This window comes from Corynebacterium sp. HMSC071B10 (genome assembly GCF_001814825.1).
Classification (GTDB): Bacteria; Actinomycetota; Actinomycetes; order Mycobacteriales; family Mycobacteriaceae; genus Corynebacterium.
Genome location: NZ_KV817937.1, coordinates 111,645 through 129,287 on the forward strand (window position 1 = coordinate 111,645; position 17,643 = coordinate 129,287).

The window sequence follows — 17,643 nt, forward strand, 5'->3', positions numbered from 1 at the left end:
GACTACTTCTCCACCTTGCGTAGCTCGAGCGCGTCGGTGACCACGTTCGGGTTCAGCCCGCGCACGCCGGGGGCGTAGAGCACCACGTTGGGGGCATTCGCGAGGGTGAGCGCGCCGGCGTCGGCCATGATGGTGTTCACGGCCGACTCGCGGTCGCCGTCGGCAAGCGCGGCGCGCACGGCGGCGGAGTCGTAGCCGAGGTAGTAGTCGGGGTTGCCGAACAGCATGCCTAGGTCGCGCGGCTCGACGTGCGCGACCAGCGAGGCCTGGTAGTCATGCCCGTTGAGCACGTCGTTAAGCCACACCGCCGGGAATTCGACGGTTTCGAGCCGGACGCGGAATCCGACGTCGGCAAGTTGCGAGTAGATCAGCTCGCTCGCCGTTTGCGCGTAGGCGAGGTTCGGCACGGTGATGGTGACTTCCGGGGTGCGGCCGGCGAGTAATTCGCGAGCGCGGTCGGGGTCGAAGGGGTAGAAGTTCTCGCCGGTGTACCAGGGGTCGGTCGGCGGGACGGGTGCGCCGCCGGTGTCGGTGGCCAGACCGTTGTAGACGACCGCGTTGATGGCGTCGCGGTCGATGGCGTAGGCGGCGGCGCGGCGGACATCCGGATCGTCGAAGGGGGCGCGGTTGTTGTTCATGGAGAACAACACCTCGCCGTTGGTGGTACCAATGTCGACGGTGATGTTCTCGGGCAGGGCGTCGAGAAGCTGCGGCGCCTGCATCGCCCAGACGACGTCCGCGTCGCCGGTGCGCAAAGCGTTCACGGCGGAGGTGGAGTCGTCGAAGTAACGGATCGCCGCGTCGCGTGGCACGGGCCCGCCCCAGTAGTCGGGGCGGGCGTGAAAGGCGATGGACTCGCCGACACGGAAGCTGGCCACGCGGTAGGGGCCGGTGCCGAGCGGGTCGGTGGCAAGCCGGTCGATGCTCGCCGGGGTCATCATCGCGCCGGTGAGCGTGCCCATGGACCACAGCCAATCCGGGTCCGGTGCGGCGAGCGTGACGACCAGCGTGTGCGAATCGAGCGCGTGCGCTTCCGCGACCGCGTCCATCTGCTTCTTCAGCCCGTTGGTCCAGTGGTTCTTGACGTAGTCGATGGAAAACGCGGCTGTGCCGGCGGTGAACGGGGTGCCGTCGGAAAATGTGACGTCCTGGCGCAGGTGAAAGGTGTAGATGGTGCCATCGGCGCTTTCCTCCCAGCGTTCTGCCAGGAATGGTTGCGGCGTGCCGGTGTCGTCGATGCGCACGAGCGTTTCGTAGACGTTGCCCATCATCGCCTGCGGTACCGCGGCGCCGCCGGTGGAGGTAAAGTCCAGGCTCGCGGGCGCGGCTTGGGTCGCCACCACCACGGTGTCGCGCGGGGGCGCGCCGCCGTCGATCGCGCATGCGCTCGCGCCGAACAGCGCGCCGGAGGCGGCGAGCACCGTGCCCGCGATGCGTCGCCGAGTGTCCATGGATCTCGCCATGGCTGCACAGTGTAATTGGCGCTTAGCTGGGGTTACGAATCGATTTCGAACCACAGGGGGGACGCGTGCCCCCGCACGTTGTGCAGCCCGATGGTCAGCGTGTCGGCGCGGTAGGTCTGCACCGCGAATTCGACGGGCGCGCCCGCGTGGTCAAACACCGTCATCTGCACCTGAATGACCGGCGTACCTGCGGCGATGCGAAGCGCGTCGGCCTGCGCCGCGGTGGCGGCGCGGACGTTGAGGCGACGCGACAGATTGTTGCAGTTGATGCCGCAGGTGCTCAGATGGCGGTGAATGGAATCCCGTGCCGGGTCGAGCGTGGCAAGCTCGTCGCTAAGGTCGGGGTGGAAGTAGAGCGACTCGAACAGCAGCGGCACCCCGTCCGCGGTGCGGGTACGGCGGATGAGCACCGCCTGCGTAGAGGAGGCGACGCGCAGCGCATCCGCGGCGCGCGCCGGCAGCGGGACGTGGCCGAAGAAATCGAGCAGCTGGCCGGGCGCTTTGCCCATGTTGGTGATCCACGCCGTGTTCGACAGGATCTCGTCGAAGGACTCGGTGCGCGTATTCGACAGCACGAGGGAGCGTCGCCCCCGCCCGGCGGAGATCAGCCCTTCGGCGCGTAGCGTCGACAAGGCTTGGCGCACCGGGCCGCGGGAAGTGTTGAACTGCGTGCATAGGTCCGCCTCCGAGGGCAGCGCTTCGCCGGCGGGGATGCGGCCGGCGAAGATCTCGTCGCGCAAGTACGCCGCGATCTCCTCGTGCTGCTGCGGCGGCCGAAGTGGGCGCATTGGGGCGCGCCTAGGCGTCCCAGTGCTTGGACAGGATGTCCATCGACGCGAGGGCCTCCGCGTGGCTGGGGGCCTGTAGCGAGATCATCAGCTCGTCGGCACCCGCGTGTTGTTGGAACCATTCGAGGTACTCGCGGACCTGCTCGCCGGTGCCCTTGGCGGTGTAGCGGAGCATGTCGATGATCTGACGGCCCTGGAAGGAGTCGACCACGGCGTCGAGCTGTTCTTCATTCAGCACCTGGCCCCGCCTGCCCAGCATGGCTCGCACGCGGTTGCGGTGCACAAGCGCGGTTTGGCGCTCTGCGTCTTCTTCCGTCTCCGCGGCGGTGACGTTGACGGCGGCGACGCAGTAGGGCTCGGGGTAGCGCTCGGAGGGCTCGTAGTTTTCGCGGTAGTAGGCGGTGGCCTGCTCCAAGTGCTGCGGGGCGAAGTGCGAGGCGAACGCGTAGGGCATGCCGAGCTTGGCGGCGAGCGAAGCGCCGAACATGGAGGAGCCAAGGATGATCAGCGGCACGTTGGTGTTAAAGCCGGGCACGGCGGTCACCCCGGGCAGCGGCGACTCGTTGGACAGCCACGCGGCCAGTTCCATGACGTCCTGCGGGAAGTTCTCGGCGGCGCGCGGGTCGCGGCGCAGCGCCCGGCCGAGGGTTTGCTGGTCGGTGCCGGGCGCACGGCCGAGGCCGAGATCGATGCGGCCGGGGTAGAGCTCCTCAAGCATGCCGAACTGTTCGGCGATGACGTAGGGGGCGTGGTTGGGCAGCATGACGCCGCCGGAGCCGAGCCGGATCGTGTTCGTCTTCGCCCCGATGTGGGCGATGAGCACGGCCGGGGAGGAGGAAACGATGGAGCTCATGTTGTGGTGCTCGGAGTACCAGATACGCGAATACCCCAACGATTCCGCCTGTTGCGCGAACTCCACGGAACGTTGGAGCGCTTCGTTGACGGTTTCGTCGGGGTATCGGGTGCAAAAATCAATGAGCGACAGCGGGGTATGCATGCCCCCACACTACGCGGTGACGACCTCGCCGTCGATCGTCTCGTGGGTGCCGATGGCCATCGGGGTCTTGGGGTTGGCCCAGTCGATGGCGATGCCGATGATAAACGTCACGGCGACCGGGACGACCCAGCCCAGCCCGTCGGCCTGCAGCGGCAGCCAGGTGATCAGCGGACTCAGGGCGTCGGCAGCCCAGCCCAGACTGATGAAGGTCTCGATGGCGGAGTAGATCACGGCGACCCAGATCGGCAGGAAGAATGCCCAGGTAAAGCGGGTGCGCTTGGCAAACGCGGGCTCGATCAGGGTGACGAAGATCAGCGCGATGGCCGGCGGGTACAGGAAGCCGATCACCGGTGCTGCGATGGACATGACGAACTCGAGGCCCTGGGTCGCAATCACGGTAGAGGTGATGGTGAAGATGATGGCCCAGGTGGCGTAGGAGCCCGGGAACTGGGAGGAGAAGTACTCCGCGGTCGCGGTGATCAGGCCGACGGCGGTGGTCAGGCAGGCGAGCAGCACGATCAGTGCGAAGATGATTTGGCCTGCGGTGCCCATGGTCAGGTTGGAGGCGTCGGCAAGCAGCGCGGCGCCGTTGTCGTACTGACCCGGGTTCGGGATGACGCGGCCAATCGTGCCCAGGCCGAGGTAGATCGCGCCGAGCATGATACCTGCGCCGACGCCGGCCCAGATGGTGCCGCGGACGGTCTGCTTGCCCTCGCTGAAGCCCTTGAACTGCAGGGTGGAGATGACCACGATGGAAAACGCGAGTGCCGCGATCGAGTCCATGGTCAGGTAGCCCTCGAGCAAGCCCGCGGTGAACGGCCCGTCGGCGTAGGCCTCGGCCGGAGCGGAAGGCTCGGCGGTCCACTGGAAAGCGGCCACGGTGATCATGATGATCAGCAGGATGACCAGGGCGGGCACGAGGAACTTGCCCAGCGTTTCCATAATCTGCGTGGGATTCCACGCCAGCGCGAGCGCCACGCCGAAGAAGACGACGTTAAACGCACCGGAGGCGAACAGACCCTCCCAGCCGAACAGCGGGGTAATCGCCGTTTCCATCGAGACCGCGCCGGTACGCGGCAGCGCGTAGAAGGCACCAATGGAGAGGTAAGCGAGCACGGGGAAGACCACGCCGAAGATGGAGCCTGCGCGCTGCGCGAGGTCGCGGACGTTCGCGCCGGACAGCGCAATCGCGATCACGGCGAGCACCGGCAGCAGCGCGCCGGTGCCCAAAAAGCCTAGGATGGCGGGCCAGAAGTTGTCGCCGGCCTGCACCGCGAGCATCGGTGGGAAAATCAGGTTGCCCGCGCCGAAGAACATGGAGAACAGGGCGAGCGCCGTGATGACGATCGTCTTGGTGTGCCCGCCGCTGGCGGTGGGCGTTGCTGTGGAGCTCATTGGAACCTCCTCGTAAGTATCAGGTTGCTTTAGCGTACCCTGAAGATTCCATTTTTTGGAAACATATCCCGCCTAGTGGGAACATTTTGAGCTTTCGCTTCTCGACGCCACGCTCCCCACCCCCCCACAAACCCCAGCTCACACCCAGTCCGCGCGCACCGCACCCGCGCGCGGACCGACTACCCCCGGTTTAGACCAGCTGCCTGATCGCGGTGAGTGGGATATCGACCCAGTCGGGCCGGTTGTTCGCCTCGTAGACCACCTCGTAGGCGGCCTTGTCCACGATGTAGGCGGCAAGGAGCGCATCGCGCGCCACGCCGTAGCCGTCGAGCAGCTCCGCGGTGCGCGCCTGTTCCCAGTCAGCGTCGAAGCCGCCGACCGCGCGCGCGTAGCCGAGCGAGCGGACCATGCCGGCAACGTCGCGCAGCCGGTGGTCGGGTCGGCGGCGCTGCGCGAGCGGGCGGGCGGGCTCGCCTTCGAAGTCGATGAGGTACCAGCGCTCGGGCGTTTTCAGCGTCTGGCCTAGGTGCAGGTCGCCGTGGACGCGCTGCACCGGCGTCACACTGGGAGCGTCAAGTGCGGCGTAGAGGTCGCGGATGCGCGGCGCGACATCCGCGAGGACAGGTGCGCGGCGCACGTAGTCCTCCAGATTCGCGGCCAGGCGCTGCGCAATCCCAGCGGCCTCGACGTGTTCGACGCCGAACTCTTCGGCCAGCGCGTCGTGGACGGTGCGCATTGCTTCCCCGAGCGCGCGCGTCGCGTCAGCGTCGAGCCCGCCGCCGGTGGCCAGGTCGAAGCCGTCGACGCCGCCGCGGACCAGCTCCTGTTGCATCGCCAGCGTCTGCTCGCCGCGGGTGACGTACGCGTTGACCGCGGCAACGTTTGAGCAGGAACCGATCCGGCTGAGCAACTCCACGTCCGGGTTGAGCCCGTCTTCGAGGCGGCGGAAGACCTTCACGATCGTGTCGCCGACCACAAGCGAGGCGTTGGACTGCTCCGCGCCCAGGGGCGTGGCCGGGCCGGTGCGCAGCTCGCCGTGGACGTCGCCCAGCTGCGGAAGTGCGCCGAGGTAGGCGGTAGCACCGGCGTCGGTGTGCAGCACGTCGGTGTCCAAGTCGGTGCCGCCGAGGAGGACTTGGTAGGTGTCGGTCACCCCGCCGTGCGTGACGTCGAGAAGCTGCCACTGCGCGCCTTCGACGGGGCAGGTGGCGGCGATGTCGATGGCGTCGACGGGTTCGGACTTTGCGCCGTAGAAGCGCTGCGAGGCAATATCAAACATGGTGCTCCTAGGAGATGTCGAACCAGAAGAAACCGTGCGGGGCCAGGGTGACCAGCCAGGGAAGCTCGCCGATCGCCGGGAACTCGAGCCCGCCGGAAAGCTCGCGCGGGACAATACCGTCATACTGGCCGAGCTGCATCTCCACGGCCTGCGGGCGCGAGCTCATGTTGTTGACGCACAGGATGCGCTCCACGCCAGAGCCGGTGTCGTACTCGCGGATAAACGCGAGTACCTGCTCGTTGCCGTGCTCGACTTCGATGTAGGAGCCGCGGCCAAACGCCTTGTACTGCTTGCGGATGTGCACCTGCTTGCGCACCCACTGCAACAGCGAGTTTTCGCGGTTCATCTGCGATTCCACGTTGATGATGTGGAAGCCGTACTGGTCGTTGCGCACCGGCGGCAGGTAGAGACGCTCCGGCTCCGCCTTGGAAAAGCCGCCGTTGCGGTCGTTGGACCACTGCATTGGGGTGCGCACGCCGTCGCGGTCGGGCAACCAGATGTTGTCGCCCATGCCGATCTCGTCGCCGTAGTACAAAAACGGCGAACCCGGCAGGCTCAACAGCAGGGCGTGCGCGAGCTCCAAGCGGTCGCGGTGGCCGCCGAGCAGCGGGGCGAGCCGACGGCGGATGCCCACGTTAGCGCGCATGCGCGGGTCGTAGGCGTAGTGCTTGTACATGTAGTCGCGCTCGTCCTCCGAGACCATCTCCAGGGTGAGCTCGTCGTGGTTGCGCAGGAAGATGCCCCACTGGGCGGTTGCGGGGATCGCCGGGGTCTCGCGCAAAATGTCGATGATCGGCTGGGCGGATTCCTGGTGAATACCCATGAAGATGCGCGGCATGACGGGGAAGTGGAACGCCATCTGGCACTCGTCGCCGACCCCGTCGGGGCCGCCGTCGCCGAAGTAGGCCACCACCTCATCGGGCATCTGGTTGGCTTCGGCAAGCAGGAAGCGGCCGGGGTACTCCTCGTCGAAAAGCTTGCGCACGCGCTTGATAAAGCCGTGGGTCTCCGCCAGGTTTTCGGAGCTGGTGCCCTCGCGCTCGAAGAGATAGGGGATTGCGTCGAGGCGGATGCCGTCCATGCCCAGGTCCAGCCAGAAGCGGATAATGTCCAGGATTTCTTCCTGCACCGCCGGGTTGTCGTAGTTCAGATCCGGCTGGTGGGAGAAGAAGCGGTGCCAGAAGTACTGCTTGCGCACCGGGTCCCACGTCCAGTTGGACTCCTCGGTGTCGATGAAGATGATGCGGGTGCCGTCGTACTTCGTGTCGTCGTCGCTCCACACGTAGTAATCCCCGTAGGGCCCGTCCGGGTCCTGCCGGGACGCCTGGAACCAGGCGTGCGTGTCCGAGGTGTGGTTGATGGGGAAGTCGGTGATGATGCGGATGCCGCGCTTGTGCGCGGCGTCGATCAGCGAGATGAAGTCCTCCACCGTGCCGAACTCCGGCAGCACCTTGCGGAAGTCGCGGATGTCGTAGCCGCCGTCGCGCAACGGCGAATCATAAAACGGCGGCAACCACAGACAATCCACGCCCAACCACTGCAGGTAGTCGAGCTTTTCCTCCAGGCCCTTCAGCGTGCCCGAGCCGGTATCGTCCGGGTCGTAGAAGGCGCGGACGAGCACTTCGTAGAAGACCGCGTCCTTATACCACTCGGGCTCGGGCCGCTCCCAGGGCTGCTCCGGGGGTGCGGGGGGCAAGAAATCTGAGGCCTGTGGTGTCTGCTCCATGCCCTCCTACAGTAGGCGAATCGCCTCCGCCATGCGGTCGACGGCCTCAGCGAGGATCTCCGGGCTGGTAGCGAAGTTCAGCCGCGCCTTGTGCTCGCCGCCGGGCCCGAAGCTTATACCCTCGTTCATGGCTACCTTCGCGTGCGTGCGCAGCCACGTGGCCGGCTTGTCGGTGGTGAGCTTGGTGTTGCGGAAATCCAAAAACATCAGGTAGGTGGCCTGGGGCAGCTGGATTTCAATGCCCGGGATCTTCTCCGGCAGCACCTCAGCCAACCAATCGCGGTTGTTGCGCAGCTGCGCCACCTCATCATCGAGGAAGTCGCGCCCGTCGCGGTAGCAGGCCTCGGCCGCGACGATGCCGAGCGTGCCCGTGCCGTCCTTCGCCACGCCGCTCAAGCCCTGCCAGGTACGCACGTCCTCATCGTTGGAGAAAATCAGCTGCGCACATTTCAGCCCCGCGACGTTCCAGGCCTTTGAAGCGGCGGTAATGGTGATGCACACGTCCGGATTGTTCGCCGCCGCGCACGTATGTGCACCGTCGAAGACGAGCGGGGCGTGGATCTCGTCGACAATCACGCGCGCGCCGTGGCGACGGGCGAGCGCACAGATCTCGTCGAGGCGCTCGGCGTCGAACGTCCAGCCGCCGGGGTTGTACGGGTTGGTCAAGATCAGCGAGCCCGCGCCGCGCGCAAACGCCGCCTCCAGCTCGTCCAAGTCGAGCCCCGGCACAGCGGCAACGTTGATGCGTTCGCGCCCGGCGGTCTCGGCGACCTCCAAGAACGGGTGGTAAGCCGGCACCGGCACAATCACCGGGCCCTGGGTGAAGTGCTGGATGGCCAGCAGCACGCCGCGCACCACGTCGGGGATGGGGAAGATGCGCGCCGGGTCGGGCCGCCAGCCGTAGCGCGCGTCGTAGAAGTCGGCGGTCAGCTCGGGCAGCTGCTGCGCCTGCGGGGCGGGCGTGTAGCCGAACATTTCGCGCTCGACGGCGTCAGCGATGGCGGCGCGCACCGGCTCGGCGGTGGTGAAGTCGCTTTCCGCCACGAACAGCGGCAGCACATCGTCGTCGTACTGGGTCCATTTGCGGGTTCCGCGTGCGCGGAGCGTTGAAAGTTCAGGGAAATCCATAGGGCCCAAGCTTATCGACGCCTCGCTTTCCACCCCAGCGCTACATTCACACCCGCGCGTCGTCCTCGTCCTCGTCGTCTGCGCCATCGAGCTGGAAACCGAAGGACTTCAGGCGTGCGCGGTCCGCGGCCGAGGAGGAGGCGGTCAGCGCGAGTAGCTCTGAATAAATACCGCCGGAGACCGCGAGCTCGGCGGGCGAGCCGATCTCGTCGATGCGGCCGTGATCCAGGGTGATGATCGTGTCCACGTCCGCGATGGTGGAGAGTCGGTGGGCGATCATGATGGTGGTGCGGTCCTTCATCAGCTCGTCGAGGCCGGCCTGCACGGCGCGCTCGGCCTTCGTGTCCAGCGCGGAGGTTGCCTCATCGAGGATCAGGATGGGCGCGTCTTTGAGCATGGCGCGCGCCACGGCCACGCGCTGGCGCTGTCCGCCGGAAAGGCGCAGGCCGCGCTCACCGATGACGGTGTCGTAGCCGTCTTTGAAACGCATGATGAAGTCGTGGGCGCTGGCCCGCTTGGCCACGTCGATGACTTCCTCGCGGGTCGCACCCGGCTTGCCGTAGGCGATGTTCTCGTGCACCGTGCCGGAGAACAGGGCGGGTTCCTGGAAGACGACGCCGGTCGACGCGCGCAGTTCCTCCACGCTGAGGTCTTCGAGGTTGCGGCCGCAGATGGTGAGCGTGCCGTCGACAAGCGGATAGAGCCCCAAGAGCAGATTGACGATGGTGGACTTGCCGCCCCCGGACTCGCCAACGAGTGCGATCTTTTCGCCCTCGCGCGCGGAGAAGGTGAGGCCCTGCAAGACGGGTTCGCCGGGCGTGTAGGCGAAGGAGACGTCGTCGAAGGCGAGGACGGGTTCGTTGACGGGTAGGGGGTGGTGCGTGGTGTCGCGGAGCGCGGGCACGTCGGTGGATTCGGTGGCGGCGACGAGCTGGGCGTTCGCGGTCGGCTCGCAGTCTTCGTCCATGACCTTGAAGTAGTCGCGGGAGCCGGCGATGGCGCGCTGCGCGGCATCCACGATCCAGCTCATCATCTGCGCGGGCTGACGGGCCATGGTGACCATCTGGATGAGCATGACCATCTCGCCGATGGTGAAGTGGCCGCCGAGCGTGCGCAAAAACAGGATGAGGTAGATGCCTAAGAAGATCGCGGTCATGGCGATGCCGCGCACCGTATCCATGCTGTGCCACCAGCGCGACTGCGGTCGCGTGAGTGCGACCGTCTGGTGGTAGTGGCGGCCGAACTTGTTCAGCTCGCGGACCTCGGCAACACACGACTTGGTCACCTTGACCTGGCCGACCACCTCGGCGAAGCGGCCGTTGGCCTCATCCACGTTGGCGTTCTTCTCCTGCTCGTAGCGCTGCCACCGCTTCGAGGTGAGCGCGGTCAGCCACATGTAGAGCGGGAAGAGCAGCGCGAGCAGCACCGTCAGCGGCCAGTAATAGTAGGCCGTGATGGCCAGAATCGCCGCGACCTGCAGCAGCATCGGCAGGAAGTTGTTGGCAAAGGACTGGATGAACTGCGTGACGTTCGCGATCGAGCGGTCCAGCCGCGCGATGATCGTGCCGGTGATCTGCGTATCGAAGTAGCGCTGCGGCAGCGACAACAGTTTGGCGAAGTAGCGCGTGGACATGATCTGCCGGATCCGCGCCACCATCACGTCGCCGAGGTAGCCGGAGAGGTTGCGCAACAGCGCCGCGGCCGACTCGGCGGCAAAGAGCGCCAGCGCCAGCCAGATGATGGTGCGGGTGGGTGCCGGGCCTTCCGGGGAGCCGATGAAGTCGATGATGGTGTCGGTCGCCTCCCGGATGAGGAACGGCGAGACCAACCCAAGTGCGGCGACGCCGGAGGAGATGACGACCACGGCCAAGTAGTACGGCCACAGCGCCGACGCGCTGCGGAGCACACGCAATAAAGACTGCATAGTTTGGCTTAGGGTACCCGCGCTGTAGAGTAGGGGAGAATCGAAACGTCCACTGCCACAACGAGTAAAAAGAGGCGTGTATGTCACACCGTTCGCAGTTCATCGCCGTGCTTCTGGCCGCCACGTCCGTTTTCGCGCTGTCCGGGTGCGTCAGCGGTAGGGAGAGCGAGGAGGCCCAGGAAGAGGAGATTGAGATCACCACGCCGACCGGCGCGCCCGCCCCGGAGTTCAAGGCGGAGGAGGTCGACCCGGTCGTCACCGACAAGCTCAATGGCGACCGCGTCGAAGACCCGGCGATGGACCTCTCCTACAAGTGGCAGGGCACAAGCTACGAGCCCAACGGTGGCACGGTCGTGGTGGTCGCGGTGACCAACGAGAGCGACGTGCCGATGCCCGCCGACACGCTCACCCCGCAGCTGCGCTACAACGCGGGCGGGTCCTCGATGCAGACGGCGGACCCGAAGAGCGCGGAAAACGCGGATGTGGACATCATCGGCGTCGACCTGCCGCTCGGCCCCGGCGCGACCACGAACGCGAAGTATGCCTTCGACGTGTCCACCGGCAACCTGTGGGATGCCGAGTTCACCATTGGTAACGTGACGTTTAAAGGGAATCTGAATACCTAATGCGAGAGCAAGTAGTGCTTATCGACGCCACGGGGACCCCCATCGGCGCCGCCGACAAAACCGACGTACACACAGACTCCACGCCGCTGCACCTGGCGTTTTCCTGCTGGCTGCTGGACGCGGACGGCCGCCTGCTGCTCACGCGCCGCGCGCTCGGCAAGCTGACCTGGCCGGGTGTGTGGACGAACTCGTTCTGCGGCCACCCCGCCCCGGGCGAGGCGACGGTGGACGCGGTGCGCCGCCGCGCTGCCGAGGAGCTCGGCATGCCGGCGATCGACGCGATCACCGAGGTCCTGCCCGACTTCCGCTACCGCGCCGTGGACTCTTCCGGCGTGGTGGAAAACGAGGTCTGCCCGGTCTTTACCGCCCGCATGGCTCCGGGCGTAGAGCTCGACCCGAACCCGGACGAGGTGGACTCCTGGGCGTGGGTGGAACCGCTGCAGCTCATCCGCGCCGCGGAGGCGACGCCGTTCGCGTTCTCGCCGTGGCTGGTCGAAGAGCTCGCCGATGAGCGTCTGCGCGACGCGCTTTAACTGACCTGCGCAAACACGCCGCGCAGGTAGCCGAGCGGGTCGGTGACTTCTTCCGAGCCCGTGCCGTCGAGGCGCACGCGCATGACGGTGCGGCCGTCGGCGTAGGGGCGCCACCCGGCCTCGCCGGTGCGTGCGAAGCGGGTGAGCCATGCGTTGAGCCCTGAGCCGAGTGTGAACGCGGGGCGCAGCTCCTTGGAGTGGTACGCGGAGCGCGTGTCGGTGGGGTAGAGCTCGGCCTGCCACAGCGCGCCGGGCGCGCCCTCGGCGATGTCGTCGACCCAGCGCCTGCACATTGCATCCGAGATGAGCCGGCCGCCGACGGCGCGCGGGTCCAGCGCCGCCGCGCGCTCGAGGTAGGCCCGGGCTTGGCCTTTCGCCACCCCCATGTGCCGGGCCATCACTCGTGCGGCTGGCTTGCCCACTTTGGCGCGGTCGAAGGGCCTGCCGGTGGGCATGAATTCGTCGCGGGTGGAGGTGACCACCAGAGGGACGTCGGCGAGCGCGCCCGCATCAAACGGGTAGGGGCCGAGCGCGATGTCGGTGATGTACTGGGTGCGGAAGCGGCCGTAGGCGCGCGCGAGACGCTGCGGGTTCCGCGCAGCTAACGCGTTGAGCTCGCCGCGCAAAAGGGGCGTGCCGAGCGCGCCGCGCGCCGCCCACTTGCGGGAAGCGAAGCTGCGGCGCGGGAAGACTGGGGAGGCCGCCACCGCGCGGCGGAACTCTCCTTTGAAGTGGTCTCGGCGTGCAAGCCAGAGCGTGATGTCGGCGCCGGCGCTGTGGCCGACGAGCGTCACATTGGTGGGGTCGCCGCCGAAGGCCTCGATGTTGCGCTGGATCCACGTGAGCGCCGTCGCGCAATCCTGCACGGCGCGGTATTCGTACGAAGCATCGTCGGCAAACGGCAGCATGCCGGGGAACTTCAGCCGGTAGCCGACGCGCACGTGCACGAAACCCTCGCGCGCAAAGCCTTCCGCGTTGCTGTAGGTATCAGTGTGGCTGCCTTCCTCGAAGCGCCCGCCGTGGATGAAGACGATCACCGGCAGGTCGTCGTTTCTGCGCGCGCCTTCCGGGGTGGCGATGGAGAGCCGGTTGGCGCCGTGTTCGGGTGCGGTGGCGTCGATAAGCAAGCCCTTCGGCGCGGGCTCGGGCGCGTCGAAGGGGGCCGGGAGGTGTGCGTACGGGATGGAGTGGAAGCTGCGCACCTGCCCGTCGCTGGTGCCGACGATCGCGCCGGCCGGGCAAGTGACTTGGGTTTCGCGCGTAGCCATGCCGCAATCTTAAACGCCTAAGATGGCCGCCATGACCAATCCACTGCTTGCACCATCGACGCTGCCGTACCAACTGCCCGACTTCGACGCCATCGAGCTGGCCCACGTTGAGCCGGCATTTGATCAGGCGCTCGCCCGTCACAAGGAAGAGATCGTGGCGATCTGCGCGGAAGCGACCCCGACGTGGGAAAACACCGTCGAGGCCTTCGAGCTGGCCGGCGTGGACCTAGAGCGCGTGGCTGCCTGGTTCTTCAACCTGCAGGGCACTGACGCCACCGCCGAGTTCGACGCTGTGGCCGATCGCATCGTGCCGCGGCTGACCGCGCACACCGACGCGATCTACCAGAATGCCGAGCTCTACCGCCGGCTGCGCGCCGTCGAGGTACCCGTGGACGAGGAGTCGCAGCGCCTCCACGACCTGCTTTTGCGCCGCTTTACCCGCCGCGGCGCGGACCTCGACGCCGCAGGCCAGGCGCGGCTGCGCGAGATCAACGAGCGGCTCGCCGAACTCTCCGAGCACTTCGGCCGCAACCTGCTCGCCGACACCAAGCGACTCGCCGTTCGGTTTACCCGCGAGGAGCTGGCGGGCGCGAGCGAGGACCAGCTCGCCGCGTTCGTCGACGGCGACAGCTACCTCGTCCCCATCGAACTGCCCTCGACCCAGTCGCTGCAGGCCGACCTCAGCGATCCCGCCGCCCGCCGCGCGCTTTTCGACGCCTCACTGTCACGCGGCACTGAATCCAACGCCCCACTCGTGCGCGAGTCGGTCGCGCTGCGCCAGGAACGCGCGCAACTGCTCGGCTTTGCCACGCACGCCGACTACGTCATCGCGGAGGAGACCGCGGGCAACGCGGACGCGGCACGCGCGCTGATCGCGGACCTCGCGCCGGCCGCGGCGGCGAACGCGGCCGCCGAGCGTAAGCTCGACGGTGAGCTCGCGATCTCGCGCGGGGCAGACCTCGGCGAGGACGGCCTCGACGGTGCCGACTGGCCGTACTGGTCCGCGCAGCGCCGCGCCGAGGAACTCGACGTCGACGAGGCGGAGCTGCGCAAGTACTTCCCGCTGTGGCAGGTGCTCGAGGATGGTGTCTTCTACGCGGCGCACCTGCTCTACGGCATCACTGTGACCCGCCGCGAGGACCTGCGCGCCTACCGCGACGACGTACAAGTGTGGGAGGTCAAAGACCACGACGGCACAGGCCTCGGCCTGCTGCTCACCGACTACGCCGCGCGCGAATCCAAGCGCGGCGGTGCCTGGATGAGCAGCTTCGTCGACCAGTCGCACCTTGCCGACACCAAGCCGGTGGTGGTCAACGTGATGAGCGTGAATAGCGAGCTGCTCACCATCGACGAGGTCACCACCGTCTTCCACGAGTTCGGCCACGCCCTCCACGGCTTGCTCTCGGATGTGCGCTACCCGTCGCTGTCCGGCACCAACGTGCCGCGCGACTGGGTTGAGTTCCCGTCGCAGATCAACGAGAACTACGCCTTCGCGCCCGAGATCGTGCGCAACTACGCCCGCCACGTCGACACCGGCGCGCCGCTTCCCGCCGCCATGCTGGACGCCGTGCGCGCCTCGCGGACCTTCGGCCAGGGCTTCGCCACCGCCGAGTACTTGGCTGCCGCCGCGATCGACCTGGAGTGGCACTCGCTTGATCGCACCCCGCCGGAAGACCAGGATATTGACGCCTTCGAACACGACGTCCTGCGCCGCTACCACCTCGACGTGCCGGGACTGACCCCGCGGTATCGCTCGACCTGGTTTAACCACATCTTCGCCGGCGGCTACTCGGCGGGCTACTACTCCTACTTGTGGGCTGAGGCGCTCGACGCCGACGGTTTCGAGCTGATCCGCGAGCAGGGAATTAACCGCGAGATCGGGGAGAAGTTCCGCGAAGAGATCCTCGCGCGCGGCGCTTCCCGCGACTTCGCGGACGCCTACCGAGCCTTCCGCGGCCGCGACAAGGACACCCGCCCGCTGCTTGTGCGCCGCGGACTCGAGGGGACGGCGGTGTAGCGCATGTTCGCCTTAAGCCCTTGGCTGCAGCTGCCGATCGTGTTGATCGTCGCGCTCCCGCTCGCGTCGGTGGCGGCGTGGGCGATGCTGCGGGTCACCGACTGGTTGGCGTACCAGCGCAACCAGGCGCGCGTACGGCAGTTGCCGACCGAGCAGGCCCGCGAAGTAGACTAAGCGCCATGGCCAACCCGGAAGAACTGCGTAAGCAGGATCAGCAGCTGCCGAAGCCGCAGCGCAAGTACCCGCAGTCGCGTGTGACGCAGGCGCTCTATGTCATGCTCGCGCTCGTCGTCATCGCCGCGCTGGTCGGCAGCCTGGTCTAGATCGCGCCCGGCCGGCGCGACGCCTCGGCGACGCGGTGGAACAGGGGGTTGTCGGCGAGGTCGTCGATGAGGACGGGGGTGCCGGTCGCGTCGGTAAGCGGGATGCACCAGTTGGAGTACTGCTCCGAATTCGTGCCGGGCTGGTTCTGGATGCGGCGATCGCCGACCATGTCCACCAGGTTCGTCACCGTCATCGCCGACGGGGTCGACGCGATGAAGCGGGTCAGCCCCACCAGCAGGTCGTCGAGGGAGCCGGCGGCGTCGAACTCGCCGAGGTCGTACTGGCTAAAGTCCGTGTCTGCGAACGCGGTGCCCGCGAACGCGCCCTCGGCGCGAGCCTGGTTGAGCACGCGCCCGATCCACACGCCGTCGTTGGCGTTGAGCTCGTCCAGCGACTGGCTGACCAGCCCCAGCTTGGAACGCAGCTCGTTGTGCGCGCCCTCGAGGTAGCCTGCCGTCGGCGGCAGGTCGTGCGTGCCGACCGCAGACAGCGCGAGGTGGCGGTACTGGTCCGCGGGCCGCGGCGCGCCCGCCGGTGGGATGGACTCGAACCACAGCACGGAAGTGCCGAAGATACCGGTGTCGCGCAGCACGTCCTGCACCCACGGCTCGAAGGTGCCCAGGTCCTCGCCGACGACAACGGCACCCGCGCGTTGCGCCTCAAGCAGCAAGATGCCCACCATCGCCCGGTGGTCGTAGTTCATGTACAGCCCGTCGGCCGGGGTGTCCTCGCGCGGCAGCCAGAACAGGCGGAACAGGCCCAAGATGTGGTCGACGCGGATGCCGCCGGAGTGGCGCAGCACGGTGCGCAGCAGGTCGCGCCACGGGGCGTAGCCCTCGGCGGCGAGCGCCTCCGGGTTCCACGGCGGCTGCGACCAGTCCTGGCCCTGCTGCGAGTACTGGTCCGGCGGCGCGCCGACGGACGCGGCGGGCACGAGCACGTCGGCAAGCGTGTGCGCGTCCGCCCCGTCGGGGTGGATACCCACGGCGAGGTCGGTCATGATGCCGATGCGCATCCCGGCGGCGAGCGCGCGGTCCTGGGCAACGCGGCGCTGCTCGTCGGCGATGAACTGCAGCCACATGTAGAACTGCACCGTTTCCTCGTCCGCCTCCGCCGCGGCGTGTTGGCCACGGGTAAACGCGGCGGCGCGTTCCGCGCACCACTGCGCAAACTCGCGCAGACCCTCGCCCTCGTCGAGGGTGTAGAGCTCGAAGTCGTGGGCGCGGCCCTCATCCTGCTGGGAGCGGTAGAACAGCTCGCGCAACACGGCGAGCTTGGTGCCGAACACCTCGTTGCGCGCAAGCGGGTCGGCCGTCATGTTCATGGCCTTCAAGGGCGCTGCGAGCTCGTCGATATCGGCGCGGGTGTCTGCGTCAAGGCGCGCGTATTCGGGTACGGCCTCGACCGAGATGTAGATGGGGTTCACAAAGCGGCGCGAGGTCGGTAGGTACGGCGAGTCCTCCACCGGCGGCACCGGCTGCGCGGCGTGCACCGGGTTGATCAGCAGGTAGTCGGCACCCTCGGCGGCGACGGTCTCGGCCAGGCGCGCGAGATCCTCGAAGTCACCCACACCCCAGGACTGCGACGAGCGCACCGAGTACAGCTGCGCCATCACACCGTAGTTCGGACGCTGCACGCATGCCTCGTTCGACTGCAAGCACGCGGGCACGACGATCAACGTGCACACCTCGTGCAGGTTGTCGGACTCCAAGTGCAGCTCGTGCCAGCCCTCGGGCAGGTCGCCGGGGACGTGGAAGGTCGCCTCGCCCCACACCGTGCCGTCGGGGGCAGTGGTCGGCGGCGTCCAGTTTTCGTCCTGGTAGGCATCGCGCGAGGAGCCGTCCTCGAGGCGGATCCAGCAGTGCGCGTAGTGCCCGTCGTGGACGTGCACGTTGAAGTGCTGCTCCTCGCCCGCGGTCGCCACCACGGTGGGCGGGAGGGGGCGGGTGGCGAGTTCGGTCGCGCGGGCGTCGATAAGCGAGCGGAGCGTGTCGTCGGTGGGGGAGTCGGGCACGTCGACGCCGATGGCGCGCAGCAATTTGAGGAAGGACTGGGCGGGCGGGGTGGTCAGCTGCCCGTCGGAGGCTCGGTAGGTGGTGCCGAAGCCGTAGGACTGGGCCAGGGACAGCAAAAGTTCCTCATTCATCACAGTCAATATTGTGCCAAACGCGCGTG

15 protein-coding genes are annotated in these 17,643 nt (G+C 67.4%); 5 read left to right on the forward strand and 10 right to left on the reverse strand.

The annotated features are described in order from the left end of the window. Window positions 1–2: 2 nt before the first annotated feature. The 8 genes from HMPREF2990_RS00605 to HMPREF2990_RS00640 all read right to left on the reverse strand — a co-directional run bounded on the left by HMPREF2990_RS00605 (window position 3) and on the right by HMPREF2990_RS00640 (window position 10,700). A complete protein-coding gene (locus tag HMPREF2990_RS00605; RefSeq protein WP_246817376.1) occupies window positions 3–1,463 on the reverse strand; it encodes an ABC transporter substrate-binding protein in 1,461 nt (486 codons plus the stop codon). A gap of 32 nt (window positions 1,464–1,495) precedes the next feature. After that, entirely contained in the window at window positions 1,496–2,251 is a 756-nt protein-coding gene (locus HMPREF2990_RS00610) for a GntR family transcriptional regulator (RefSeq protein ID WP_070762183.1), read from the reverse strand. 10 nt (window positions 2,252–2,261) lie between these two features. Beyond that, window positions 2,262–3,248 carry an LLM class flavin-dependent oxidoreductase gene (locus tag HMPREF2990_RS00615; protein ID WP_070762184.1) on the reverse strand — a complete coding sequence of 329 codons (987 nt, stop codon included), beginning with the start codon at window positions 3,246–3,248 and terminating at the stop codon, window positions 2,262–2,264. 9 nt (window positions 3,249–3,257) lie between these two features. Continuing rightward, entirely contained in the window at window positions 3,258–4,643 is a 1,386-nt protein-coding gene (gene brnQ, locus HMPREF2990_RS00620; RefSeq protein WP_070762185.1) for a branched-chain amino acid transport system II carrier protein, read from the reverse strand. Window positions 4,644–4,833: 190 nt separating this feature from the next. After that, entirely contained in the window at window positions 4,834–5,922 is a 1,089-nt protein-coding gene (locus HMPREF2990_RS00625) for a trehalose synthase (RefSeq protein ID WP_070762186.1), read from the reverse strand. Between the two features lie 7 nt (window positions 5,923–5,929). Continuing rightward, the gene (gene treS, locus HMPREF2990_RS00630; RefSeq protein WP_070762187.1) at window positions 5,930–7,648 is read right to left on the reverse strand and encodes a maltose alpha-D-glucosyltransferase; all 1,719 of its coding nucleotides are present in this window, start codon (window positions 7,646–7,648) and stop codon (window positions 5,930–5,932) included. Window positions 7,649–7,654: 6 nt separating this feature from the next. Next, window positions 7,655–8,776 carry a MalY/PatB family protein gene (locus HMPREF2990_RS00635; protein WP_070762188.1) on the reverse strand — a complete coding sequence of 374 codons (1,122 nt, stop codon included), beginning with the start codon at window positions 8,774–8,776 and terminating at the stop codon, window positions 7,655–7,657. Window positions 8,777–8,822: 46 nt separating this feature from the next. Next, complete coding sequence (locus HMPREF2990_RS00640; RefSeq protein WP_070762189.1) at window positions 8,823–10,700, reverse strand: ABC transporter ATP-binding protein; 1,878 nt, start codon at window positions 10,698–10,700, stop codon at window positions 8,823–8,825. Window positions 10,701–10,780: 80 nt separating this feature from the next. On the opposite strand from HMPREF2990_RS00640, the gene HMPREF2990_RS00645 reads away from it, so the two are divergent. Further along, a complete protein-coding gene (locus tag HMPREF2990_RS00645) occupies window positions 10,781–11,326 on the forward strand; it encodes a hypothetical protein (protein ID WP_070762190.1) in 546 nt (181 codons plus the stop codon). Beyond that, window positions 11,326–11,859 (forward strand): isopentenyl-diphosphate Delta-isomerase, encoded by a 534-nt coding sequence (gene idi / locus HMPREF2990_RS00650; protein ID WP_070762191.1) that lies wholly within the window; start codon window positions 11,326–11,328, stop codon window positions 11,857–11,859. Before HMPREF2990_RS00645 ends, idi begins: the two co-directional genes overlap by 1 nt. Here idi and HMPREF2990_RS00655 read toward each other — a convergent pair. Beyond that, complete coding sequence (locus HMPREF2990_RS00655; protein WP_070762192.1) at window positions 11,856–13,127, reverse strand: alpha/beta fold hydrolase; 1,272 nt, start codon at window positions 13,125–13,127, stop codon at window positions 11,856–11,858. The two genes, idi and HMPREF2990_RS00655, sit on opposite strands and share 4 nt — an antisense overlap. Window positions 13,128–13,158: 31 nt before the next feature. Here HMPREF2990_RS00655 and HMPREF2990_RS00660 point away from each other — a divergent pair, with 31 nt between their 5' ends. Genes HMPREF2990_RS00660 through HMPREF2990_RS12585 form a run of 3 tightly spaced genes read left to right on the forward strand, consistent with a single transcriptional unit; the run spans window position 13,159 to window position 15,467 of the window. Further along, entirely contained in the window at window positions 13,159–15,144 is a 1,986-nt protein-coding gene (locus tag HMPREF2990_RS00660) for a M3 family metallopeptidase (protein WP_070762193.1), read from the forward strand. Window positions 15,145–15,147: 3 nt separating this feature from the next. Further along, a complete protein-coding gene (locus HMPREF2990_RS12810) occupies window positions 15,148–15,318 on the forward strand; it encodes a hypothetical protein (RefSeq protein ID WP_168167090.1) in 171 nt (56 codons plus the stop codon). 5 nt (window positions 15,319–15,323) lie between these two features. Then, complete coding sequence (locus tag HMPREF2990_RS12585; protein ID WP_038591907.1) at window positions 15,324–15,467, forward strand: hypothetical protein; 144 nt, start codon at window positions 15,324–15,326, stop codon at window positions 15,465–15,467. On the opposite strand, the gene malQ is transcribed toward HMPREF2990_RS12585, so the two are convergent. Further along, the gene (gene malQ / locus HMPREF2990_RS00665) at window positions 15,464–17,614 is read right to left on the reverse strand and encodes a 4-alpha-glucanotransferase (RefSeq protein WP_070762194.1); all 2,151 of its coding nucleotides are present in this window, start codon (window positions 17,612–17,614) and stop codon (window positions 15,464–15,466) included. The two genes, HMPREF2990_RS12585 and malQ, sit on opposite strands and share 4 nt — an antisense overlap. Window positions 17,615–17,643 lie beyond the last annotated feature (29 nt).